Origin of the sequence: Halomonas sp. G15, assembly GCF_021282295.1 — a bacterium.
In the GTDB taxonomy this organism is placed as follows: domain Bacteria; phylum Pseudomonadota; class Gammaproteobacteria; order Pseudomonadales; family Halomonadaceae; genus Halomonas; species Halomonas alimentaria.
The window spans coordinates 48,712-70,994 of sequence record NZ_JAJSPA010000014.1 but is presented as its reverse complement, the minus strand read 5'-3'; the positions used below and the strand labels follow the sequence as shown (position 1 = coordinate 70,994).

Sequence of the window (22,283 nt, the reverse complement as noted above, 5' to 3'; positions counted from 1 at the left end):
TATATCCTGCGCTCCTTGGACCTTTGTCTAGGCTGAAAGAAGAGGGTGGGACATTGGTCTAAACGGCGGCAGGTCGATACGTTGGTCTAGCTTATCGGCGAGGTGTCGTGGTTGTTATGCTTCAGCCAAGTCCCGATGTGTCATCGGCTTCGTCGACAGCCGATCATGCCTGCGGACACCAATAACAATACCTCCGCTGTAAGGGAGCCCGGGTCGCCGTCGTGCGAATTCCGGGGGCTTTCTCTCAGTGGCGGTCGATCCGTGAGGTCCAGCCATGGTCGATCTCGATCTTTCCCAGCCGCCTTTCACGCTGCTCGACGACGCCGGTCGCGAGCGCGTGCGTCAGGGTGTCGATCTGGCCTACTTCGACCGCGACGAGATCATCCTCGAGGCCGGCCAGCCCGGCGAGTATGTCTTCATGATCCACAAGGGCGAGGTGGCCGAGATCGACACCACCCAGCCCGCGGCCCGGGAACGCCTCGGTCATTACACCCAGGGCGACCTGTTCGGCGCCATCAGCATCCTCAACGGCAAGAGCCGCTATCGCTTCCGCGCCGAGCAGGAGAGTCTCTGCTACCTGCTGCCCAAGGCGCTTTTTCTCGAGCTTTGCGACGACTGCCCGCCGTTCGCCGAGTTCTTCCGCCAGACCCTGGCCCACAAGGCCCGTCTGCTTACCGAGCAGCGTGCCGAGGGCGGGGTGACCATGGCCGGTTTCATGCTCGCGGCGGTGGACGAGTGCATGCGCGAGCCACTGGTGGTGCCCGCCGCCACGACCATCGCCGAGGCGGTGGCCACCATCAATGAGCGACGTGCCGATTCGTTGCTGGTGGCGCGTGACGGTGGCCACGGCATGGTCACCAAGACCGACCTGCTCAATGCCCTGGTGGTGGACGAGCGTGGTCGCGACTCTCCGCTGGAGGGGCTGGGGCGGGCCGAGTTGATCACGGTGACGCCGGGCCAGTACCTGTTCGAGGCGCTGGTGATCATGACCCGCCACAAGGTGGAGCGGGTGGTAGTGGTGAAGGGGGAGACACCGGTGGGGGTGGTGGAGCTGACCGACGTGCTCAGCTACTTCTCCAGCCGCAGCTACGTGGTCAGCCTCCAGGTGGAGCAGGCGGAGAGCCTCGAGGCGCTGGCCGCCGCCAGTCGCCGCACGCCCGAGCTGGTCAGCGCGCTGATGGCCCAGGGGGTCAAGCTGCGCTTCGCCATGGGGCTGCTGGCGGCCCTCAACGGGCGCATCATCAACAAGGCCTGGGGCTTCCTGGTGGACGAGCGCTACCAAGCCGACAGCTGCCTGATGGTGATGGGCAGCGAGGGGCGCGGCGAGCAGATCCTCAAGACCGACCAGGACAATGGCCTGATCCTGGCCGATGACCTCGACTGGCCCGACTGCGCCGAGCAGATGCAGCGTCTGACCGACACCTTGATCGAGCTGGGCTATCCGCCCTGTCCCGGCAATATCATGGTCTCCAATCCCGAATGGGTGGGCACGGTCAGCCAGTGGAAACGGCGCATCGCGCGCTGGATCGAGGCCCGCGACGGCGACAGCCTGATGAAGCTCGCCATCATGCTCGACTCCCATGCGGTGGCGGGTAATCCGGCGCTGCTCGACCGCGTGCGTGATGATCTCTTCGCCCAGTGTGCCGGCAACGAACTGCTGCTCTCCTACTTCGCCCGTACCATCCTGCGCTTCTCCACGCCGCTGACCCTGTTTGGCTCGCTCAAGCGGCCCCAGCACGGCATCGATATCAAGAAGGGCGGCATCTTCCCCATCGTCCACGGGGTGCGGGTAATGGCCCTGGAGCGCGGCATCCGGCCCACCTCGACCCTGGAGCGCCTGGAGGCCCTGGCCGCCGACGGTCGCCTGGAGCCGCGCTTCGCCGAGGACCTGGCCGAGGCGCTGTCGCTGTTCACCGAGCTGCGCCTCAAGCAGCAGCTGGCCCGGCGCGAGGGCGAAGACGAGAGCCGCAACCCCGACCGGGTCGTGGTTCAGGAGCTTTCGTCGCTGGAGCGCGACCTGCTGCGCGAGGCGTTGCATATCGTCAAGGACTTCAAGCAGCGCCTCTCGCATCGCTTCCACCTGGAATACTCATGAACCGACGGAACGACAACGACACAAGGAGACCGTCATGCTCAAGGTCCTGAGGCGCGTCGCGGACCGACGACGCCATGCCAACGGCGAGTACGCCTGGCTGTTTCACCCCTATACCGGGGACGAGATGGTGGTGATAGACACCGAGACCACCGGCCTGGATACCCGCAGCGCCGAGCTGGTGTCGATCGCCGCGGTGCGGGTGCGTGGTGACCGCATCCTGACCAGCGACTCCCTGGATCTGCGCCTGAGGCGCCCCGACTCGCTGACCGGCGACTCCATCCGCATTCACGGCCTGCGCGGCATGGATCTCGATAACGGCGAGAGCCTTGACGCGGCCCTGGAACGGCTGCTCGACTTCGTCGGCAATCGCCCGCTGGTGGGCTGGCATCTGGGATTCGATCTGGCGATCCTCAACCGCGAGCTGCGTCCGCGCTTCGGCTTCGAACTGCCCAACGCCACCGTGGACGTTGCCCAGCTGTGGCGCCGCCGGCTGCGTCGTCGACACCCGGAGATCGACGGCCAGCCGCGCTTCGAGCGGGTGGCGGAGCGCCTCGGCGTGCCGGTGATGGGGCGTCACACCGCCCTGGGCGATGCCGTGACCACCGCGCTGATGTTCCTGCGCCTGGAGAGGGGCCAGGACGCCGGCGACCAGCTGGCCTGAGGGCCATCGGCGTCGCCTGGGGGCGTCGCCGATGGTAGGATGGCGACCTCTCCATTTCCGCCCGCACTGGCAGCGCCAAGACCCATGCAAGACGCCGTGACCTTCGACCCCCGCGCCCTCGCTTCCGCCACGCAAGGGAGCGCCCCGCAAGAGCCCGTCACCCCTGAGAGCACCGAGCCTCCCGATGCCCGGGCGAAGCGCGAGTTCAACAAGCTGCACAAGCGCCTTCGGCGCCAGGTGGGCAACGCCATCATCGACTACGGGATGATCCATGAGGGAGATCGGGTGATGGTCTGCCTCTCCGGAGGCAAGGACAGCTACACCCTGCTAGAGATCCTGCGCAGCCTGCAGCGCAACGCCCCCGTGGCCTTCTCGCTGGTGGCGGTCAACCTCGATCAGAAGCAGCCCGGTTTCCCCGAACACGTGCTGCCCGAGTATCTGGAGGGCACGGGCGTCGAGTACCATATCCTCGAGCGCGACACCTACTCGGTGGTCAAGGAGAAGACCCCCGAGGGCAAGACCACCTGCGCGCTCTGCTCGCGGCTGCGTCGTGGCTCCCTGTATGGCTTCGCCGAGGAGATCGGCGCCACCAAGATCGCTCTGGGCCACCACCGCGAGGATATTCTCGAGACGCTGTTCCTCAACATGTTCTTCGGTGGCAGCCTCAAGGCGATGCCACCCAAGCTGCTCTCCGATGATGGCCGCAACATGGTGATCCGGCCTCTGGCCTACTGCCGCGAGGCGGATATCGCCGAGTTTTCCCGGCAGATGGCCTTCCCGATCATCCCCTGCAACCTGTGTGGCTCCCAGCCCAACCTGCAGCGCCAGGTGGTCAAGGAGATGCTGGCGGAATGGGAGGCGAAGCACCCGGGACGCCTGGAGAGCATGTTCAAGGCGGTGACCAACGTCGCACCATCGCAACTCGCCGACCGCGAGCTGTTCGACTTCGTCGGGTTGGAGGAGAAGCAGGCGAATATGCAGGCCAGGCGGATCGATATCTTGAACGAGTAGGTCAGCGACAAGCAGTGACCTTCAAGGACCCCCCTGACTAAGCGCTATCGCCGATGGCTGACTCGCTCAAGGCTGTTCCGGCGACTGGCCTTCGAGGGGGCGCTGTGAACCCGTCCATGGGCGCTACCTCGGCCATCCCTGGTCCTCGGACCCCCTCTACGACCAGTCCCCGGCGCCTCTCGCTACGAGTCATTGCGATACACCTGTTGGCTGGCTCCTCATGCCGCCTTGCAGCTTGCAGCTTGCAGCTTGCAGCTTCAGTGCGCACCCTCTTCCTCGGCCAGGCGGGTGAGCGCCGGCAGGTCGAGGATATTGACCTCCCGGCCGGAGACGGCCACCAGGCCCTGGGTCTGGAAGCGACCGAGGATGCGGCTCACTGTCTCCACCGCCAGGCCCAGGTAGTTGCCGATATCCGCTCGGGACATGGAGAGGCGGAAGCTGTAGGGGGAGTAGCCGCGGCGGCGGAAGCGCTCCGAGAGGCTGGTGAAGAAGCTGGCCAGGCGCTGGTCGGCGGTCTTGCGTGACAGCAGGCGCATCATGCGGCGGTCGTCACGCAGCTCCTTGCTCATGCTGCGGTAGAGCTGGCCGCGCAGCTCCGGCAGCGACTCCGAGAGGTGGTCGAGACGATCGAAGGGGATCTCGCAGACAGTAGTGGTCTCCAGTGCCACCACGGTGCCCGGATAGTGTTGCTCGTCGATGCCGTCGAGGCCCACCAGCTCGCTGGGCAGGTAGAAATTGGTCAGCTGGTCATCGCCGCTGCCCTCGGTGGTCACCTGCTTGAGGCTGCCCGAGCGAACCGCGAACACGCTGGTGAAGGGGCTGTCCTGGCGGAACAATGCCTCGCCCTTCTTGAGTGGTGCGCGGCGCCGGATGATGGCATCGAACTGGTCCATGTCCTCCACCTCCAGTGCCAGAGGCAGGCAGAGCGAGCTGAGGCTGCAGGTCTGACAGCGCGTCTCCTGCAGCACCGAACGCCGTCGGCCGGTGAGGGTATCCGCCATGGCCCTTTCCTTCTTGATCGTGGTCATTGGCCCATTATGGAGCAAACCGCGGGCAGGGCAAACCACCCTGGGCAGGGGATCAAGAGCGTTGCGGTCCCGAAGGGAGCGTCAGGGGCCCGGCGGGCGGGCGAGTGTCTCGAGGATGCGGGGCAGTTGCCAGTGCCCTTCGGCGGTCAGTGCCATCCGGCCGCCCGAGAGGTCGACCAGCCCCTCGGTACCCAGTGCCTCGAGATCGGCGCCTGTCGACAGCGTGGCAGGGTCGATGGAACGGCTGCAGAGCAGTGCCTCGAGTGTCGCCTGGTGATGCTGCTGGTCGGGAGTCAGGCGGATGCCGCATGCAGTGGGCAGACGGCTGGCATCCAGAGCCCCCTCGTAGCCCGCCAGGGTGTCGGCGTTGCGAACCCAGAGCTCACCAATGCGGCTGTGGGCACCCATGCCGAGCCCCAGCAGGTCACCGGCGGGACCCTGGGTAAAGCCCAGCGGGCCATGCCCCAGGTTACCGCTGGCGCGGGCCTGGGCCAGGCGGTCGTCGCGACGCGCGAAGAGGCCGAGGCCGATATGCACGTAGCCGGCTGCGTCCAGGTGGGCACGTGCCTCGGTCAGCAGCCGGCGGCGCGTCGCCGCGTCGGGTAGCCAGTCGCGATGGATGGCGCGCTGGGCCAGGTGACGCTCAGGGCGGTGGTCGTAGCGATGGAGGCGGATGCGTGCCGGGGCCATGCCGAGTACCTGCTCGAGGGTATCGGCGAGGCCCTGCGGTGTCTGGAAGGGCAGGCCGAGCATCAGCGACAGCGTCAGCTCCCTAAAGCCCAGGCGGTCGGCTTCGTCGACCAGTGCCTCGGTCAGTGCCCGGGGCTGGATACGGTTGATCGCCTGCTGTACCCGGGAGTCGAGCTCCTGCACGCCCAGGCTTAGGCGGTTGAAACCCAGCGCCTGCAAGTGGCGAAGGGTGAGCATGTCGGCCTCGCGGGGGTCGAGCTCGATACTGAAGTCGCGATCCCGGGCGGCGGAGAGCCCCAGGCGGGCGTCCAGGCGGTCGAAGAGGTCGCTCATCTGGTCCAGGGCGAGGAATGCCGGCGTCCCACCGCCCCAGTGCAGGCGTGACACCGGGGGCAGTCCGCTCAGCCGGCGCCGGGCCAGTACCATCTCGCGGTCGAGTCGCGACAGGTAGGGTTCGGCCTGGCGGCTGTCGTGGGAAGGTACACACTGGCTGGCGCAGAAGCGGCAGGCGTGACGGCAGAAGGGCAGGCGCACCTTTACCGCCAGGGAGGCCGCTGCCGGGCGCTCGGCGAGGGCCGACTCCAGCTCCGGGGCTCCGACGCCCTCATGATAGTGGTGGGGCGCGGGATAGGCGACCTCGGTAGCCGATACCAGATCACCCGCGCCGGGCAGCGGCTCTCGAGGCGGTCTCGAGGCCCCTTGGAAGGCAGTGCGCTTGGCGTGAACGGACATGGGGCGACTCCGGGTCGTGAACATGCTCCTCATGCTAGGGTGCCACGGCCAGGCAAGCGTTGAGCTACGTCAATCCCATGTGGAATAGTCGTCAGCCGAGATGGGCTCCGCCTCCCGGGAGCAGCTGCCACAGCTGCCAGAGTGCGAAGGCGATGATCGTCAGTGCAGCGATGCTGCGGGTAGCCGGGTGGCGAATCAGGCCGGCCAGCTGGCGGGCGGCGAGCCCGGTGGCCAGCAGTGCCGGCAGGGTGCCGAGCCCGAAGGCACCCATCAGCAATGCGCCGCGCAGCGGGTCGGCCATGGCCAGACTCCAGGCCAGCATCGAGTAGACCAGGCCGCAGGGCAGCCAGCCCCATACCGCGCCCAGCGCCATCGCCTGGGGCACCCTGACCACCGGCATCAGGCGCCGTCCGACCGGCTCCAGGTGGCGCCACAGGCGCCTGCCCACCGCCTCCACCCGCAGCAGGCCCTTCCACCAGTCGGCGATATACAGCGCCATCAGGATCAGCATCACAGCGGCGAAGCCCTGCAGGACGAGGCGGGTGGGAGCGGTCAGCGAGAGCAGGGTGCCGAGCGCCGCCGCCAGTGCGCCGGCGACCATGTAGCTGGTGATGCGGCCCAGGTTGTAGCCCAGCAGCAGGCCGGTGAGGCGCGCCGGGTGGCGCATGCTGGGGGGGACTGCGAAGGAGAGGGCGCTCATGATGCCGCCGCACATGCCGATGCAGTGGGCGCCGCCCAGCAGCCCGAAGACGAAGGCCGCGGCGAGCGGCGGCAGGTCGAGACCGGTGGGATCCATCAGCGCCTCTCGTCGTCGGGATCCACCGCCGGCGACTCGGTACCGTCTCCGGTGTCGTCGCGCGTTTCCCCGGTCTGGCGCCGCTCGGTGGGGCGGTCGTTCTCGTCGTCATCGAAGAGGATGCGATAGGCCGGCCCCTCCAGATCCTCGAACTGGTCGTGCTTGACCGCCCAGAAGAAGGCCCAGACGGCCAGGCCGAGCAGGATCAGCGACAGCGGGATCAGCAGGTAGAGAATGCTCATGGGTTGACCTCCGAGAGCGCGACGGCCGGTGGCGCTGGCGTGTTGGCGAGGCGACTGCGGAAGCGGTTGAGACGCAGGGCATTGCCGACCACCACCAGGGAACTGGCCGACATGCCGATGGCGGCCAGCCAGGGGGGCACGATGCCGATGGCGGCCAGCGGCATCGCCGAGGCGTTGTAGATCACCGACCATAGCATGTTCTGGCGCATCACCCGACGGGTGGCGCGGCACAGTTCCACCGCCTCGGCGACGCGTGACAGGCGTGGACTGAGCAGGATGGCATCGGCGCTGGTGCGCGCCAGGTCGGTGGCGCCGTTCATGGCGATGGCCACGTCGGCCCCGGCCAGTACTGGCACGTCGTTGATGCCGTCGCCGACCATGGCTACCTTCTCGCCTTCGACCTGGCGCTCGCGGATGCGCTCGAGCTTGCGCTCCGGACTGGCGCTGCCCTCCCAGGTCGTGATGCCCAGCTGTCGGGCCAGGCCCTCGGCGGCCTCGGGAGTGTCGCCGGAGAGCAGTTCCACGGCGAGGCCGAGCGCCTGCAGCATGGCCACCGTCTCGGCGGCGTCTTCCCGCACCTGGTCCTGGAGGCGAAACCAGCAGCGTGGCTCGCCCACCTCGGCCAGCAGCAGCCACTGGCCCTCTCCGGGGGGCTCCGGGGAGGCTCCCGGGGCGGCGAAGTCCGCACGGCCCAGCCGCCAGGCTCGGCCGTCCAGCCGTCCCTCGAGCCCCTTGCCCGGGCGGCTGGTGACCTGTTCGGCGTGTCGGCCGGCATCGCGGAAGGGGTGGAAGGCCCGCGCGATGGGGTGTTCGGAGCGTGCCTCCAGGGCGGCGGCCAGAACGCGGGCCGAGGCCGCGTCGAGCCCGCCCAGCGGACGCGTCTCCACCAGACTCATGCGGCCGGTGGTCAGGGTGCCGGTCTTGTCGAGGATCACCCGGTCGACCTGGGAGAGTGCCTCGATGGCGTCAGCCCGGGTGACCAGCACGCCGCGTCGGCGCAGCTGGCCGTGGCCGGCGGTGAGCGCGGTGGGTGTCGCCAGGGCCAGGGCGCAGGGGCAGGTCACCACCAGCACCGAGAGGGTGACCCACAGTACCCGCGAGGGGTCGATGAACCACCACACGATGGCCACGCCCAGGGCCACGAACAGCAGCCTGAGCACGAACAGGTGGGCCATGCGCGCGGCCATCTGGGCGAGGCGTGGACGGCTGGCGAAGGCGCGGTCGGTGAGGTCGACGATGCCGGAGACTCGGGAGTCGCGGCCGGCATGGGTCACGCGCAGGACCAGCGGGCTCTCCATGTTGTGGCTGCCGCCGGTGACGGTGTCACCGACACGACGGGTCACCGGCAGGTACTCACCGGTGAGCATCGACTCGTCGAGGCTCGACTCACCCTCCTCGACCACGCCGTCGGCGGGCACGGTGTGGCCGGGCTTGACCAGCACCCGGTCATCGGCGGCAAGCTCGCCGGCGGGCAGGATGCGCTCCTCTCCCGCGTCGGTGAGGAGGATCGCCGAGGGGGGCAGGGCGCCGGCCAGGGCGTTGCCGGTATGACCGCTGCGGCGCCGGGCGCGGGCCTCCACGTAGCGCCCGAAGAGCAGGAAGAAGGTGAACATCGCCACCGAGTCGAAGTAGACCTCCCCCTTGCCGCTGATCACGGCATAGCCGCTGGCCAGGTAGGCGCCGCCGATGGCCAGGGAGACCGGCACGTCCATGCCCAGCACCCGGGTGCGCAGGTCACGCAGCGCGTTGCGGAAGAACGGCAACGCGGAAAAGAACACCACCGGGGTGGCCAGGGCGAAGGAGAGCCAGTGGAACAGGGCGAGGAAGTCCTCGCTGATCTCCCCGGGGCCGGCCACGTAGATGGGAATCGAGAACATCATCACCTGGGCCATGCCCACCGCGGCGACGATCAGGCGGCGCACGGTCATGCGCTCCTCGCGCTGCAGTCGCGCCTGGGCCTCGTCGGGCTCCCAGGGCTGGGCCTGGTAGCCGATGGCAGCCATCTCGGCGAGGATCCGTGACAGCGTGACCCGGCCCGGGTCCCAGCTGACGCGTACCCGGTGGTGGGTGAGGTTGACCGCGCTTGCGGCGATGCCCTCGAGGCCATTGAGCCGGTGCTCGATCAGCCAGGCGCAAGCGGCACAGGTGATGCCGTCCACCGCCAGGGTGGCGTGGACGCGGCCGCTGTCGTCCCCCTCGGGATGCACGAACTGGCGCTGCAGCCCGGGATCGTCGAATACTGCCCAGGTCTCGGCCCGGGCGGCGTCGCGATCATCGGGGCGCTCCGGCAGCTCGGTGCGGAAGCGGTAGTAGCTGGCCAGCCCGCCATCGACGATGGCGTGGGCCACCGCCTCGCAGCCGGGACAGCACAGCGGATGGCGGGTGTCATCCAGGGTGATCGACCAGGGGGCCCTGGCGGGCACCGGGTTGCCGCAGTGGTAGCAGGGTGCGTCGCGGGAGGTGTCGGCGGTGTCGTTCGTCATGTCACAGGCGCCGGGCTAGAGGCCCGGTTCCAGGGCGGCCTCGTCGTCGCTGGGGAAGCTCCCCTCGCCGGTCAGTCGCCATTCGGCCCCTTCCCCGGCCTCGGGCTGCAGCTGCAGGTACCAGCGGTGGCGCAGCGGCTCGTCCAGGGTGGTGACGTAGCGACCCTCGCGTACGTGCTCGAGGGTGAGTTCGCGGTCGAAGTCGCTGTCGGTGGGGAAGATCAACGCCAGGTGCAGTCGATCAGGCTGGCGCGGCCCCTCCAGGTCCACCACCACATCGCCGGTGCGGTTGTCGACCCGCAGGCGGGCCTTGAGTCCCAGCTCCTGGGCGTGCTCCTGCTTGGCCAGCTGCTCGTTGATGGCCAGGCCACGCTTGTAGTAATCGCCGCCCACCGAGCCATCGTAGTAGCGGATCGAGAGCGTTAGATAGACCAGGCTGAAGGTGATGGACGACAGCAGTAGCCCGATCAGGAACCAGGGCCAGAACTGTTTGTACCAGGGCTTGATATCTTCGCTCATCTTATCTCCGCAGGTCGCCGAGGAAACGCGCCTCGCGCTCCAGGCTGATGTCGGGTGACTGTTCGGCGGTCAGCCGCAGGGTAATGGCGTGGCTGGGTTGCTCGATGGCATCCCCCGGCGCGGTGATGGTGATTACCCGCTGGCGGGAGTCGCTGGCCGGGACCCGGATGCTGTCGGTGTCCAGCGTCAGCCCCGGTAGGCCGGAGGCCTCCAGGCGATACACGTGGGCCTCGGCGTCCATGTTGCGCACCGTGATGGCATAGCTGTTGCTGATGCTCCCGTTGGCAGTGGTCTGGAACAGCCGGTTGCGGTCGCGCTCGACATCGAAGGAGAGCGGGGTGCGGTCCCCCACCGCCCAGACGAAGAGGCCGATCATCACCAGCAGGGCGGCGAGGTAGCCCATCAGACGCGGACGCAGGATATGGGTCGGCTTGCCCTCCAGGGCGTTCTCGGTGGTGTAGCGGATCAGCCCGCGGGGGTAGCCCATCTTGTCCATCACGCTGTCGCAGGCATCGATGCAGGCCGCACAGGTGATGCACTCGTACTGCAGCCCGTCGCGGATGTCGATACCGGTGGGGCAGACCTGCACACAGAGGTCGCAGTCGATGCAATCGCCATGGCCGGCCTCGCGGGCCTCGGCGTGGGAGAGGCTCTTCTTGCGCGCCCCACGCGGTTCGCCACGGGCCTCATCGTAGGAGACGATCAGGGTGTCGCGGTCGAACATCACCGACTGGAAGCGGGCGTAGGGACACATGTAGATGCACACCTGTTCGCGCAGCCAGCCGGCGTTGAGGTAGGTGAAGACCAGGAAGAAACCGACCCAGAAGTAGGACCAGCCATGGGCCTCGAGGGTCGGCAGTTCCACCACGAGCTCCTGGATGGGGGTGAAGTAGCCCACGAAGGTGATGCCGGTGGCCAGGGCAATGGCCAGCCAGATGAGGTGCTTGGCCCCCTTGCGCCACAGCTTGTCGGCATTCATGGGCTGCTTGTCGAGCTTGATGCGCCGGTTGCGCGATCCTTCCAGGCGATGTTCCACCCAGATGAACAGGAAGGTCCAGACGCTCTGCGGACAGGTGTAGCCACACCAGACGCGGCCGGCGAACACGGTGATGAAGAACAGGCCGAAGGCGCAGATGATCAGCAGCCAGGAGAGCAGCATGAACTCCTGGGGGTAGAAGGTGGCCGAGAAGATATGGAACTCGCGGCCGGGGAGGTTGAACCAGATCGCCGGGCGATCACCCCAGGGGACCCAGGGCAGGATGAAGAAGGCCAGCATCAGCACCCAGTTGGAGGCCCGGCGCAGGCGCTGGAAGAACCCCTTGATCTCGCGCACATAGATGTGGCGGCGGCTCGCGTACATCTCCTGGGTGACGGCTTCCTGTGGGGTATGACGCTCCACGGGATCCGGGGTGACATCGTGGGTCGGAATCTTGTTGCTCATGGCGGGCTCGCGTCAGGAAGGTGGGATCCATTGTATCGATGCGCTGCACAAACGAGAAAGGGTGCGACCTGGAGCCGCACCCTTTCTTCACCCGATGGCAGGTCGCCTCAGTCCTGGTCGCGCAGGCTGTAGACGTAGGCGGCCACCAGGTGGACGCGCTCCTCGCCGATATAGGCGGCCTGGGCCGGCATGTGGCCGTTACGGCCGTTGCGCAGGGTCTGGCGCACGGAGTCCGCGACGCTCTGCCCGGGCTGCTGGTAGAGCCAGATATCGTTGGTCAGGTCGGGCGCACCGAGTGCCTGGTTGCCGGTGCCGTCGGGCATGTGGCAGGCCGCACACACCGAGGCGAAGGTCGCCGCACCGCTCTCGGCACGTTCGGCCTCATGCTCCTGGCCAGACAGTGAAAGCACGTGCTGGGTGACGTTCTCGATGTTCTCCTGGCCGAGCTGCTGCCAGGAGGGCATCAGGCCGTTGCGGCCGTTGTTGAGGGTCGCCAGGATCTGCTCCGGCTCGCCACCGTACAGCCACTCGTCGTCGGTCAGGTTGGGGAAGCCGTAGCCGCCCTGTGCACCCGAACCGTGACACACCGCACAGTTGTTGAGGAAGATGCGCTCGGCGACCTGCATCGCCTCGGCGTCCTGGGCCAGCTCGGGGATCGGCACCTCCTCGTACTGGGCGAAGATCGGCGTGAAGCGCTCCTCGGCGCGCGCCACTTCCTCTTCCCACTGGCCCTCCTGGCTCCAGCCCAGCACGCCGGCGAAGTTGCCGAGGCCCGGGTAGAGCACCAGGTAACCCAGTGCGAAGATCACGGTGCCCACGTAGAGCTGGAACCACCAGCGCGGCAGCGGGTTGTCGTACTCCTCGATGCCATCGGCGGCGTGGCCGGTGGTATCCACGTTGCCCTCGGCATCAGGGGTCTTGTCGGTCTTGCGGTTGGCGTAGAGCAGCCAGAAGGCAATCCCGATGGAGCCCAGCGTGATGACGATGATCCAGGCGCTCCAGAACCCGGAAAGGGAGTCACCCCAGAGATTGTTCATGTGTTCCTGTCTCCCTTGTGCTTGCGGGAATCGGCCCCGTTCGGCGAGGCGCTCGTGTCACGGTTCGGTTGTTCGTCATCGTCGGCGAAGGGCAGGTTGGCCGCCTCGTCGAAGTCAGGCTTGCGACGCTTCGAATAGGCCCACACCGTGATGCCGATGAAGGCCACTATCAGTACGCCGGTGACGATGCCGCTTACGGTGCCGCTATCCATGATCAGTTGCCCTTGAGGACGGTGCCCAGCTGCTGCAGGTAGGCGATCAGTGCGGTGATCTCCTGCTCGCCGCGGACCTCGCTGGTGGCGTTGTCGATCTGCTCGTCGGTGTAGGGCACGCCGAGGGCACGCAGGGCGCGCATCTTCTTCGGGGTGTCCTCGCCGTCGAGGGTGTTCTCGAACAGCCACGGGTAGGCGGGCATCACCGACTCGGGTACCACGTCACGCGGGTTGTACATGTGGGCGCGGTGCCAGTCATCGCTGTAGCGGCCGCCGACGCGGGCCAGGTCCGGCCCGGTACGCTTGGAACCCCACAGGAAGTTGTGGTCGTAGACCGACTCGCCGGCCACGCTGTAGTGGCCGTAGCGCTCGGTCTCGGCACGGAAGGGGCGCACCATCTGGGAGTGGCAGCCCACGCAGCCCTCGCGGCGGTAGATGTCGCGGCCTTCCAGCTCCAGGGCCGAGAGGGGCTCGAGGCCCTCCACCGGCTGTGTGGTCTGCTTCTGGAAGAACAGCGGTACCACCTCGGCCAGGCCGCCGAAACTGATCACCACCAGGATCAGCACGGCGAGCAGGCCGACATTCTTTTCGACGATCTCGTGTCTCATTGGAAGTCTCGTTCCCTGTAGGCTCAGGCAGTCTGCGGAAGCGGCTGGCGAGCACCCTCACCGCGCTTGACGGTCATGGTGACGTTGTAGGCCATGATCAGCATGCCGGTGACCCAGCACAGGCCGCCGATCAGGCGCACGATGTAGCCCGGGCCGCTGGCCTCGACGGCCTCGACGAAGGTGTACATCAGGGTGCCGTCGGGGTTGATGGCGCGCCACATCAGGCCCTGCAGGATACCGTTGACCCACATGGAGGCGATATAGAGCACGGTGCCGATGGTGGCCAGCCAGAAGTGCACGGCGATCAGGTTGACGGAGTGCATCTCGGTGCGGCCGAACAGGCGCGGGATCAGGTGGTACATGGAGCCGATGGTGATCATCGCCACCCAGCCCAGAGCGCCGGCGTGGACGTGACCGATGGTCCAGTCGGTGTAGTGGGAGAGGGCGTTGACGGTCTTCACCGCCATCATCGGGCCCTCAAAGGTGGACATGCCGTAGAAGGAGAGGGCCACCACCAGGAAGCGCAGGGTCGGGTCGGTGCGCAGCTTATGCCAGGCGCCGGAGAGGGTCATCATGCCGTTGATCATGCCGCCCCAGGAGGGAGCCAGCAGGATGATCGACATGATCATGCCCAGCGACTGAGCCCAGTTGGGCAGCGCGGTGTAGTGCAGGTGGTGCGGGCCGGCCCACATGTAGACCATGATCAGCGCCCAGAAGTGGACGATGGAGAGCCGGTAGGAGTAGACCGGACGCTCGGCCTGCTTGGGCACGAAGTAGTACATCATGCCCAGGAAGCCGGCGGTCAGGAAGAAGCCCACCGCGTTGTGCCCATACCACCACTGCACCATGGCGTCGATGGCGCCCGAGTAGATGGAGGTGGAGTACATGGCGGTGACCGGAATCGCCGCGTTGTTGACGATGTGCAGCACCGCCACGGTCAGGATGAAGGCGGCAAAGAACCAGTTGGCCACATAGATATGGGAGGTCTGGCGCCGCTTGATGGTCATCAGGAAGACGATGGCATAGCTGATCCAGACTACGGCGATCAGGATGTTGATCGGCCACTCCAGCTCGGCATACTCCTTGGTGGTGGTCATGCCCAGCGGCAGTGAGACCACCGCGGAGAGGATCACCGCCTGCCAGCCCCAGAAGGTGAAGGCGGCGAGCCGGTCAGAGAAGAGCCGGGTCTGGCATGTCCGCTGCACCACGTAGTAGGAGGTGGCGAACAGTGCCGAGCCGCCGAAGGCGAAGATGACGGCATTGGTATGCAGCGGGCGCAGGCGTCCGAAGCTGGTCCAGGGCAGATCGAGGTTCAGTTGCGGCCAGACCAGCTGGGCGGCGAGGATGACACCGAGTGTCATGCCCACGATGCCCCAGACCACGGTCATGATCGCGAACTGCCGAACTACCTTGTAGTTGTAGGTCGGGTGTTCAAGTGCTGTGCTCATGTCGGGTTCCCATCGAACGCGGTAGGAGATAAAGCTGCGTCAGTTTGTCACAGACGCGGCCTCCCTGAGGATGATGCAAGTCAATTCGCGGAGGATTCTACCCCAGCCGGGCAATATCCTGAACACGCCAATCGGCGTAATCGTAGAACTCGCAAGGAGATCTCTTGTCGCATTATACCGACCTGGATTATGCGTCCATTACCCCGGCCGAGTGTCGCGAGCGGCTGCTGAGAGGCGAGGATGGCCACTGGCAGCTGCCCGATGGCCCCCTCGAGGTAAGCGGCCAGGCGACGGTTGGTCGGCTGCTGATCGCCCATGGCGCGGGCGCGGGCCAGGATTCCACGTTCCTGCAACGGCTGCGCGCCGGCCTGGCCGAAGGTGGTGTACAGACCCTGGCCATCGAGTTTGCCTATCTCCAGCAGATGCGCCGGGAAGGGCGCAGGCGTCCACCACCGCGTGTCGATCGCCTGGTCGAGGAGATGGCGGCCTGGTGCGACGTTCTGTCACACCCTGGGCTGCCTCCCCTGTGGCTGGGCGGAAAGTCCATGGGTGGAAGGGTTGCCAGCCTGCTCGCCGCCCGCGACGGTGCCCCAGGCCTGGTGCTGTGCGGCTATCCCTTTCATCCACCCGCCAAGCCTGAACGGCTGCGCCTGGATCACTGGCCGCGGCTCGCCTGCCCCACCCTGGTGGTCCAGGGCACTCGCGACCCCTTCGGCACTCGGGAGGAGGTGGCAGGCTATGCACTCTCCGAACGCGTGCGACTGCACTGGCTGCAGGATGGTGACCACGACTGGAAGCCGCGGCGCGCCAGCGGCAGGAGTCAGGCACAGCTGATCGATGAGGGAGTTGCCGCCATCGTTGCCTTCATGACCGCGCACGCCAGCGGCCATCCACAGCCAAGTGAATGAATCCGCTGGTGAATGCGGTAGCGACGCCGGGTGACAAAAAGCGTTGACTTTGAAAGCCGCCCCTGTAGAATGCAGCGCCACGTGACCGGGGGTGGTTAGCTCAGCTGGGAGAGCACCAGCCTTACAAGCTGGGGGTCACAGGTTCGAACCCTGTACCACCCACCACTGCCTCGGCAGTCCCGAATCACGTAGGTAACACGCAGCGGACCGGTAGTTCAGTTGGTTAGAATGCCGGCCTGTCACGCCGGAGGTCGCGGGTTCGAGTCCCGTCCGGTCCGCCAACGTGTTCCCGATCAGTCAGCCCTGTTGCGGACCGGTAGTTCAGTTGGTTAGAATGCCGGCCTGTCACGCCGGAGGTCGCGGGTTCGAGTCCCGTCCGGTCCGCCATCAAGGCCTGGCAGCTTGCTTGAGATAGTGCAGTAACTTGTGCGATTGCGTGGGTGATTAGCTCAGTTGGTTAGAGCACCAGCCTCACATGCTGGGGGTCACTGGTTCGAATCCGGTATCACCCACCACGCGGACCGGTAGTTCAGTTGGTTAGAATGCCGGCCTGTCACGCCGGAGGTCGCGGGTTCGAGTCCCGTCCGGTCCGCCAACGTCGCCACGAATTCCCGAAGCCCTGAGCCTTGCTCGGGGCTTCTTCGTGTGTGCGCTACTCATCTCCGGCCATGGCATTTTTCCGCTTCTGCTGACCGCCCCGTCTGCCCTTGCTGTCCCTTCCTGAGTCTCTCGCCACCATGCTGGCGCTGGCCTCGTCCGCGGCCCGAGGCTTTGCACGCCTGCGTCAGCTGTCATACAGTTGTTTGAATTCGGTCCGATGACAACTTCCCCGACAATGCCCGGAGCGCCACCATGACCGCCTATCCCCACCTGTTTCGCCCCCTCGAGCTTGGTCATCTGACCCTGCCCAACCGGATCCTGATGGGCTCCATGCACACCAACCTGGAGGAGGTGCCGGGTGGTTTCGCGCGCCTGGCGGCCTTTTATGCCGAACGCGTCCGGGAGGGCGTCGGGCTGATCGTCACCGGTGGCATCGCGCCGAACCCCGAAGGCGCCGTCTTCCAGGGGGCGGCGACCCTGGAGCGCGAGGAGCAACTGGACGATCACCGCCGGGTGGTAGAGGCGGTGCACGGAGAGGGGGGCCGGGTCTGCATGCAGATCCTGCATGCCGGGCGCTACGCCTATACGCCGGAACCGGTAGCGCCCTCGGCGATCCAGGCGCCCATCAACCCCTTTGCCCCCCGAGCGCTGACCAGCGAGGAGGTGGAGCGCCAGATCGACGACTATGTACGCTGCGCCACGCTTGCCAAGCGGGCCGGCTACGATGGCGTGGAGGTGATGGGTTCCGAGGGGTACCTGATCAACCAGTTCATCTGTCGGCGCACCAACCAGCGCGATGACGCCTGGGGCGGGGAGTTCGAGCAGCGTATCCGCTTCCCGCTGGAGATCGTGCGGCGCATCCGCGAGGCGGTCGGCGACGACTTCCTGGTGATCTTTCGCCTCTCCATGATTGATCTGGTGGAGGAGGGCAGCACCCATGATGAGGTGGTGGCCCTGGCCAGGGCGATCGAGGCGGCCGGAGCGGATGCGCTCAACACCGGGATCGGCTGGCACGAGGCGCGCATCCCCACCATCGTCACCAGCGTGCCCCGGGCAGCCTTTACCGAGGTGACCCGGCGACTGAAGGGGGCGGTCTCCCTGCCGCTGATCACCACCAACCGCATCAACATGCCCGAGGTCGCCGAGCGGGTGCTGGCCGAAGGGCATGCCGACATGGTCAGCATGGCGCGGCCCTTCCTCGCCGACCCGGCCTGGGTCAGCAAGGCCGCCGCGGGGCGCAGTGACGAGATCAATACCTGTATCGCCTGCAACCAGGCCTGCCTCGACCACACCTTTGCCGGCAAGCTCACCTCCTGTCTGGTCAACCCGCGAGCCGGTCACGAGACCGAGCTGGTCATCGAGCCGGTGGCGACGCCGCGCCGCATCGCCGTGGTGGGTGGCGGGCCGGCGGGCCTGGCCGCCGCGCTGACCGCGGCCGAACGTGGTCACGCGGTCACCCTCTTCGAGCGGGATGGCGAACTCGGGGGCCAGTTCCACTATGCTCGCCAGATTCCCGGCAAGGAGGAGTTCGCCGAGACCCTGCGCTACTTCCGGGTGATGCTGGACAAGCACGGGGTCGAGGTGCGACTCAACCATGCCGCGGAGGTGGCGACGCTGGCCGACTTCGACGCCGTGGTGCTGGCCAGCGGCGTGCGTCCGCGCCGACTCGAGCTGCCCGGTGCCGATCACCCCAAGGTGATGGGCTATCCCGAGGCGATCCAGCATCCCGAACGGGTGGGGCCACGGGTGGCGATCATCGGAGCGGGAGGCATCGGCTTCGATGTGGCCGAGCTGCTGACCCAGGTCGGCCAGCCGTCGCTGGATGCCGAGGCCTGGTGCGAGGAGTGGGGCGTGGATCTTGTCGTCTCCACACCCGGGGGGCTCACGGCGCCGCGTCCCCCGGAGGTGCCGCGTCGGGTCTTCCTGCTGCAACGCAAGACCAGCAAGCCCGGTCGCGGGCTCGGCAAGACCACCGGCTGGGTGCATCGCGCCTCGCTCAAGCAGCGCGGAGTGGAGGCCCTTGCCGGTTGCGAATATCGGCATATCGATGATGCCGGCCTGCATATCCGCCACGCCGATCAGCCACGCCTGCTGGAGGTCGATACGGTGGTGGTCTGTGTCGGCCAGGAGTCGGTACGCGAGCTCTATGAGCCACTGCGCGAGGCCGGTGTGGCGGTGCATCTGGTCGGTGGCGCAAGCGAGCCCGGTGAGCTCGATGCCAAGCGTGCCATCGACCAGGGGACCCGGGTGGCCGCCACGCTCTGAGCGTTGTCGGGTCGTTGTGCTGCGGGCCTGCCGTCATCGTGATGGCGGGCCCGCTGCGTTGAATGGCCTTGGCACGGCGATGTCGAACCATGAGTCCGTGGCGGGCTCATAGGAATTAAGCCCAAGCGTTGACAGGATGTCAGCCGATAGTGTGCCGCGCTGACCTACGCTGAAGGTGACCCTGTTCTCGTGCGCCCGCATGCCGGCGCCGAGCCATCGGGCTTAAGGAGGCATCGATGAGCATCTTCGACCATGTGCAGAACCGTTTCGCCCGAGTCCAGCAGGAGGAGATGAGCCTGCAGGAGTATCTGGAGCTGTGTCGCGAGGAACCGCTGGCCTATGCCTCGGCCGCCGAGCGCATGCTTCAGGCGATCGGCGAGCCGGAGGTCATCGACACGGCCAAGGACCCACGGCTGTCACGCATCTTCTCCAACAAGGTGATCCGCCGCTACCCGGCCTTTGCCGAGTTCTACGGCATGGAGGAGTCGATCGAGCAGATCGTCGCCTACTTTCGCCATGCCGCCCAGGGGCTGGAGGAGCGCAAGCAGATCCTCTACCTGCTGGGGCCGGTGGGCGGCGGCAAGTCATCCCTGGCCGAGCGCCTCAAGCTGTTGATGGAGAAGGTGCCCTTCTATGCCATCAAGGATTCGCCGGTCTACGAGTCGCCGCTGGGGCTGTTCTCGCCGGAGGAGGATGGTGAGCTGCTGGAGAAGGAGTATGGGGTTCCCCGCCGCTACCTGAAGAGCGTGATGTCGCCCTGGGCGGCCAAGCGTCTCAAGGAGTATGGCGGCGACATCAGCCAGTTCCGGGTGGTGCGCCTCTATCCCTCGCGGCTCAACCAGATCGCCATCTCCAAGACCGAGCCCGGCGACGAGAACAACCAGGACATCTCATCGCTGGTGGGCAAGGTGGATATCCGCCAGCTCGAGCTCTACTCCCAGGACGATCCCGACGCCTACAGCTTCTCCGGTGGCCTGTGCCGAGCCAACCAGGGGCTGATGGAGTTTGTCGAGATGTTCAAGGCGCCGATCAAGGTGCTCCATCCGCTGCTCACCGCCACCCAGGAGGGCAACTACAACCCCACCGAGGGCATGGGGGCGATCCCCTTCGAGGGCATCGTGCTGGCCCACTCCAACGAGAGCGAGTGGCAGACCTTCCGCAACAACCGCAACAACGAGGCCTTCCTGGACCGGGTCTACATGGTCAAGGTGCCCTACTGCCTGCGGGTCTCCGAAGAGATCAATATCTACAAGAAGTTACTCGAGCACTCGTCGCTGTCCCAGGCACCCTGTGCGCCGGACACCCTGCGCATGCTTGCCCAGTTCTCGGTGCTCTCGCGGCTCAAGGAGCCGGAGAACTCGAGCATCTACTCCAAGATGCGGGTCTACGACGGCGAGAACCTCAAGGACACCGATCCCAAGGCCAAGTCGATCCAGGAGTACCGTGATGCCGCCGGGGTCGACGAGGGCATGGATGGGCTCTCCACCCGCTTCGCCTTCAAGATCCTTTCCAAGGTGTTCAACTTCGATAGCCACGAGGTGGCGGCCAACCCGGTGCACCTGCTCTACGTGCTGGAGCAGCGCCTGGAGCAGGAGCAGCTGCCGCGCGAGACCTTCGAGCGCTACCTGCGCTTCATCAAGGAGTTCCTGGCGCCGCGCTACGTCGACTTCATCGGCAAGGAGATCCAGACGGCCTACCTCGAGTCCTACTCCGAGTACGGCCAGAACATCTTCGACCGCTATGTCACCTACGCCGACTTCTGGATCCAGGACCAGGAGTACCGCGACCCCGAGACCGGCGAGTTCCTCGACCGCCAGGCTCTCAACGAGGAGCTGGAGAAGATCGAGAAGCCGGCGGGCATCTCCAATCCCAAGGACTTCCGCCACGAGGTGGTCAACTTCGTGCTGCGGGCGCGTGCCCAGAACAACGGCATGAACCCCAGCTGGCAGTCCTACGAGAAGCTGCGCGGGGTGATCGAACACAAGATGTTCGCCAACACCGAGGAGCTGTTGCCGGTGATCTCCTTCAACGCCAAGGCCTCCAGTGCTGACCAGAAGAAGCACGAGGACTTCGTGGCTCGCATGGTGGAGCGCGGCTACACCGAGAAACAGGTGCGCCTGCTCTCCGAGTGGTACCTGCGGGTGCGCAAGTCCCAGTAGCCCGACGCCGCGCCGTGGCGGCAGGTCCCCGCGGCGAGCAGGAGAGTTGCCATGAGCTACTTCATCGACCGACGGGCCAATGCCAAGCACAAGAGCGCGGTCAACCGCCAGCGCTTCCTCGACCGCTATCGCACCCATATCAAGCGGTCGGTGGAGGAGGCGGTCAATCGCCGCTCGATCACCGACATGGAGCGCGGCGAGAAGGTCTCGATACCCGCCCGTGACATCTCCGAGCCCGTCTTCCAGCACGGCGCCGGTGGCAAGCGTCGCATCGTCGCGCCAGGCAACAAGGAGTTCGTCGAGGGCGACCGCATGCGCCGCCCCGGCGGTGGCGGCAGCGGTGACGGCGCGGGGGAGGGCGGCGCCTCGAACCAGGGCGAGGGGGTGGACGAGTTCGCCTTCACCCTCTCCCGGGAGGAGTTCCTCAACTTCGTCTTCGATGGCCTGGAGTTGCCCCACCTGGAGCGCAAGGCGCTGGTGGATCTCGACGAGGTGCGCCCGGTGCGCGCCGGGGTCTCCAAGGAGGGGGTGCCGGCACGGATCAATATCGTGCGCTCCATGCGCGAGGCCCACGCCCGACGCATCGCCATGCGCGCGCCGATCCGGCGTGCCCTGCGTGAGGCCCGCGAGGCTCTGGAGGCCGAGGAGCGCAAGGACCCGGTGTTACGTAATCCGGCTCGCATCAATGAGCTCAGGGCCGAGGTGGAGCGCCTCGAGAAGCGTCTCGAGGCGGTGCCTTTCATCGATACCTACGACCTGCGCTACAACCACCTGGTCAACCAGCCCCAGCCTTCCAGCAAGGCGGTGATGTTCTGCGTGATGGACGTCTCCGGCTCCATGACCCAGGCCCACAAGGACATCGCCAAGCGATTCTTCCTGCTGCTCTACCTGTTCCTCGAGCGCAACTACGAGAAGGTCGAGCTGGTCTTCGTGCGCCACCACACCGCCGCCCGGGAGGTCGATGAGGAAGAGTTCTTCTACTCCCGGGAGACCGGCGGCACCATCGTCTCCAGCGCCCTGTCCCTGGTCGACGAGATCATTGCCGAGCGTTACCCGCCGGGGCAGTGGAACCTCTACGTGGCCCAGGCCTCGGATGGCGACAACTGGGACGACGACTCGGTGGCCTGCCGCGATCTGCTGATCAGCAAGCTCATGCCGCGGCTGCAGTACTTCACCTACGTGGAGATCACTCCCCACGCCCATCAGGCGCTGTGGGAGGAGTACGAGAGCGTGGCCGCCGAGTTTCCGGCGCGCTTCGCCATGCGCCAGATCGTCGAGGCCGGAGATATCTACCCGGTGTTCCGCGAGCTGTTCAAGCGCCGTGTCACCGGCGGCTGAGGGCCGGTCA

18 protein-coding genes and 5 tRNA genes are annotated in these 22,283 nt (G+C 66.6%); 12 read left to right on the top strand and 11 right to left on the bottom strand.

Annotated elements, in window-relative coordinates; translation table 11 throughout:
- Positions 1-274 precede the first annotated feature (274 nt).
- The 3 genes from LWH48_RS08835 (at position 275) to ttcA (ending at position 3,767) form a co-directional block, all read left to right on the top strand.
- Entirely contained in the window at positions 275-2,095 is a 1,821-nt protein-coding gene (locus tag LWH48_RS08835) for a DUF294 nucleotidyltransferase-like domain-containing protein (protein ID WP_232912270.1), read from the top strand.
- Between the two features lie 34 nt (positions 2,096-2,129).
- Entirely contained in the window at positions 2,130-2,756 is a 627-nt protein-coding gene (locus LWH48_RS08830) for a 3'-5' exonuclease (RefSeq protein WP_232912269.1), read from the top strand.
- Between the two features lie 84 nt (positions 2,757-2,840).
- Complete coding sequence (ttcA, locus tag LWH48_RS08825; RefSeq protein ID WP_232912268.1) at positions 2,841-3,767, top strand: tRNA 2-thiocytidine(32) synthetase TtcA; 927 nt, start codon at positions 2,841-2,843, stop codon at positions 3,765-3,767.
- Positions 3,768-4,024: 257 nt separating this feature from the next.
- On the opposite strand, the gene fnr is transcribed toward ttcA, so the two are convergent.
- The 11 genes from fnr to ccoN form a co-directional block, all read right to left on the bottom strand.
- Positions 4,025-4,768, bottom strand: coding sequence for a fumarate/nitrate reduction transcriptional regulator Fnr (fnr, locus tag LWH48_RS08820; protein WP_161431238.1), 744 nt, complete (start codon positions 4,766-4,768; stop codon positions 4,025-4,027).
- Positions 4,769-4,876: 108 nt separating this feature from the next.
- Complete coding sequence (locus tag LWH48_RS08815; RefSeq protein WP_232912267.1) at positions 4,877-6,217, bottom strand: radical SAM protein; 1,341 nt, start codon at positions 6,215-6,217, stop codon at positions 4,877-4,879.
- Positions 6,218-6,308: 91 nt separating this feature from the next.
- Positions 6,309-7,013 (bottom strand): sulfite exporter TauE/SafE family protein, encoded by a 705-nt coding sequence (locus LWH48_RS08810; protein WP_232912266.1) that lies wholly within the window; start codon positions 7,011-7,013, stop codon positions 6,309-6,311.
- On the bottom strand, positions 7,013-7,255 hold the full coding sequence (gene ccoS, locus LWH48_RS08805; protein WP_232912265.1) for a cbb3-type cytochrome oxidase assembly protein CcoS: 243 nt from the start codon (positions 7,253-7,255) through the stop codon (positions 7,013-7,015). Before ccoS ends, LWH48_RS08810 begins: the two co-directional genes overlap by 1 nt.
- Positions 7,252-9,738: a heavy metal translocating P-type ATPase gene (locus LWH48_RS08800; protein WP_232912264.1), complete on the bottom strand. Its 2,487-nt coding sequence runs from the start codon at positions 9,736-9,738 to the stop codon at positions 7,252-7,254. The genes ccoS and LWH48_RS08800 overlap by 4 nt, the downstream gene beginning before the upstream one ends.
- A gap of 15 nt (positions 9,739-9,753) precedes the next feature.
- A complete protein-coding gene (locus tag LWH48_RS08795) occupies positions 9,754-10,257 on the bottom strand; it encodes a FixH family protein (protein ID WP_232912263.1) in 504 nt (167 codons plus the stop codon).
- A 1-nt stretch (position 10,258) separates the two neighbouring features.
- Positions 10,259-11,698, bottom strand: coding sequence for a cytochrome c oxidase accessory protein CcoG (ccoG, locus tag LWH48_RS08790; protein ID WP_232912262.1), 1,440 nt, complete (start codon positions 11,696-11,698; stop codon positions 10,259-10,261).
- Positions 11,699-11,805: 107 nt separating this feature from the next.
- Positions 11,806-12,735, bottom strand: a complete 930-nt coding sequence (gene ccoP / locus LWH48_RS08785) for a cytochrome-c oxidase, cbb3-type subunit III (protein WP_232912261.1) — start codon at positions 12,733-12,735, stop codon at positions 11,806-11,808.
- Positions 12,732-12,947: a cbb3-type cytochrome oxidase subunit 3 gene (locus LWH48_RS08780; RefSeq protein WP_161431245.1), complete on the bottom strand. Its 216-nt coding sequence runs from the start codon at positions 12,945-12,947 to the stop codon at positions 12,732-12,734. The genes ccoP and LWH48_RS08780 overlap by 4 nt, the downstream gene beginning before the upstream one ends.
- 2 nt (positions 12,948-12,949) lie before the next feature.
- Positions 12,950-13,555: a cytochrome-c oxidase, cbb3-type subunit II gene (gene ccoO / locus LWH48_RS08775; protein WP_161431246.1), complete on the bottom strand. Its 606-nt coding sequence runs from the start codon at positions 13,553-13,555 to the stop codon at positions 12,950-12,952.
- Between the two features lie 23 nt (positions 13,556-13,578).
- Positions 13,579-15,003 carry a cytochrome-c oxidase, cbb3-type subunit I gene (gene ccoN / locus LWH48_RS08770; RefSeq protein WP_161431247.1) on the bottom strand — a complete coding sequence of 475 codons (1,425 nt, stop codon included), beginning with the start codon at positions 15,001-15,003 and terminating at the stop codon, positions 13,579-13,581.
- 164 nt (positions 15,004-15,167) lie between these two features.
- Between ccoN and LWH48_RS08765 the strand changes: the two genes are divergently transcribed.
- From LWH48_RS08765 to LWH48_RS08725, 9 genes are all read left to right on the top strand, one after another.
- Positions 15,168-15,911 carry an alpha/beta family hydrolase gene (locus tag LWH48_RS08765; RefSeq protein ID WP_332875620.1) on the top strand — a complete coding sequence of 248 codons (744 nt, stop codon included), beginning with the start codon at positions 15,168-15,170 and terminating at the stop codon, positions 15,909-15,911.
- An 89-nt stretch (positions 15,912-16,000) separates the two neighbouring features.
- A tRNA-Val gene (locus LWH48_RS08760) sits at positions 16,001-16,076 on the top strand.
- A gap of 39 nt (positions 16,077-16,115) precedes the next feature.
- A tRNA-Asp gene (locus LWH48_RS08755) sits at positions 16,116-16,192 on the top strand.
- A gap of 29 nt (positions 16,193-16,221) precedes the next feature.
- Positions 16,222-16,298: transfer RNA gene (locus LWH48_RS08750), tRNA-Asp, on the top strand.
- Positions 16,299-16,349: 51 nt separating this feature from the next.
- Positions 16,350-16,426: transfer RNA gene (locus LWH48_RS08745), tRNA-Val, on the top strand.
- A gap of 3 nt (positions 16,427-16,429) precedes the next feature.
- A tRNA-Asp gene (locus LWH48_RS08740) sits at positions 16,430-16,506 on the top strand.
- Between the two features lie 257 nt (positions 16,507-16,763).
- A complete protein-coding gene (locus LWH48_RS08735; protein ID WP_232912260.1) occupies positions 16,764-18,776 on the top strand; it encodes an NADPH-dependent 2,4-dienoyl-CoA reductase in 2,013 nt (670 codons plus the stop codon).
- A 236-nt stretch (positions 18,777-19,012) separates the two neighbouring features.
- A complete protein-coding gene (locus LWH48_RS08730) occupies positions 19,013-20,935 on the top strand; it encodes a PrkA family serine protein kinase (RefSeq protein WP_161431249.1) in 1,923 nt (640 codons plus the stop codon).
- Positions 20,936-20,986: 51 nt separating this feature from the next.
- The gene (locus LWH48_RS08725; protein ID WP_161431250.1) at positions 20,987-22,273 is read left to right on the top strand and encodes a YeaH/YhbH family protein; all 1,287 of its coding nucleotides are present in this window, start codon (positions 20,987-20,989) and stop codon (positions 22,271-22,273) included.
- Positions 22,274-22,283: the final 10 nt, after the last annotated feature.

Coding starts and splice junctions, on each gene's coding strand:
- LWH48_RS08835 (WP_232912270.1), top strand. CDS start 275: ATGGTCGATCTCGATCTTTCCCAGCCGCCTTTCACGCTGCTCGACGAC.
- ccoP (WP_232912261.1), bottom strand. CDS start 12,735: ATGAACAATCTCTGGGGTGACTCCCTTTCCGGGTTCTGGAGCGCCTGG.
- LWH48_RS08830 (WP_232912269.1), top strand. CDS start 2,130: ATGCTCAAGGTCCTGAGGCGCGTCGCGGACCGACGACGCCATGCCAAC.
- LWH48_RS08815 (WP_232912267.1), bottom strand. CDS start 6,217: ATGTCCGTTCACGCCAAGCGCACTGCCTTCCAAGGGGCCTCGAGACCG.
- LWH48_RS08795 (WP_232912263.1), bottom strand. CDS start 10,257: ATGAGCGAAGATATCAAGCCCTGGTACAAACAGTTCTGGCCCTGGTTC.
- LWH48_RS08810 (WP_232912266.1), bottom strand. CDS start 7,013: ATGGATCCCACCGGTCTCGACCTGCCGCCGCTCGCCGCGGCCTTCGTC.
- ccoN (WP_161431247.1), bottom strand. CDS start 15,003: ATGAGCACAGCACTTGAACACCCGACCTACAACTACAAGGTAGTTCGG.
- LWH48_RS08735 (WP_232912260.1), top strand. CDS start 16,764: ATGACCGCCTATCCCCACCTGTTTCGCCCCCTCGAGCTTGGTCATCTG.
- LWH48_RS08725 (WP_161431250.1), top strand. CDS start 20,987: ATGAGCTACTTCATCGACCGACGGGCCAATGCCAAGCACAAGAGCGCG.
- LWH48_RS08800 (WP_232912264.1), bottom strand. CDS start 9,738: ATGACGAACGACACCGCCGACACCTCCCGCGACGCACCCTGCTACCAC.
- ttcA (WP_232912268.1), top strand. CDS start 2,841: ATGCAAGACGCCGTGACCTTCGACCCCCGCGCCCTCGCTTCCGCCACG.
- ccoG (WP_232912262.1), bottom strand. CDS start 11,698: ATGAGCAACAAGATTCCGACCCACGATGTCACCCCGGATCCCGTGGAG.
- ccoO (WP_161431246.1), bottom strand. CDS start 13,555: ATGAGACACGAGATCGTCGAAAAGAATGTCGGCCTGCTCGCCGTGCTG.
- fnr (WP_161431238.1), bottom strand. CDS start 4,768: ATGGCGGATACCCTCACCGGCCGACGGCGTTCGGTGCTGCAGGAGACG.
- LWH48_RS08780 (WP_161431245.1), bottom strand. CDS start 12,947: ATGGATAGCGGCACCGTAAGCGGCATCGTCACCGGCGTACTGATAGTG.
- LWH48_RS08730 (WP_161431249.1), top strand. CDS start 19,013: ATGAGCATCTTCGACCATGTGCAGAACCGTTTCGCCCGAGTCCAGCAG.
- ccoS (WP_232912265.1), bottom strand. CDS start 7,255: ATGAGCATTCTCTACCTGCTGATCCCGCTGTCGCTGATCCTGCTCGGC.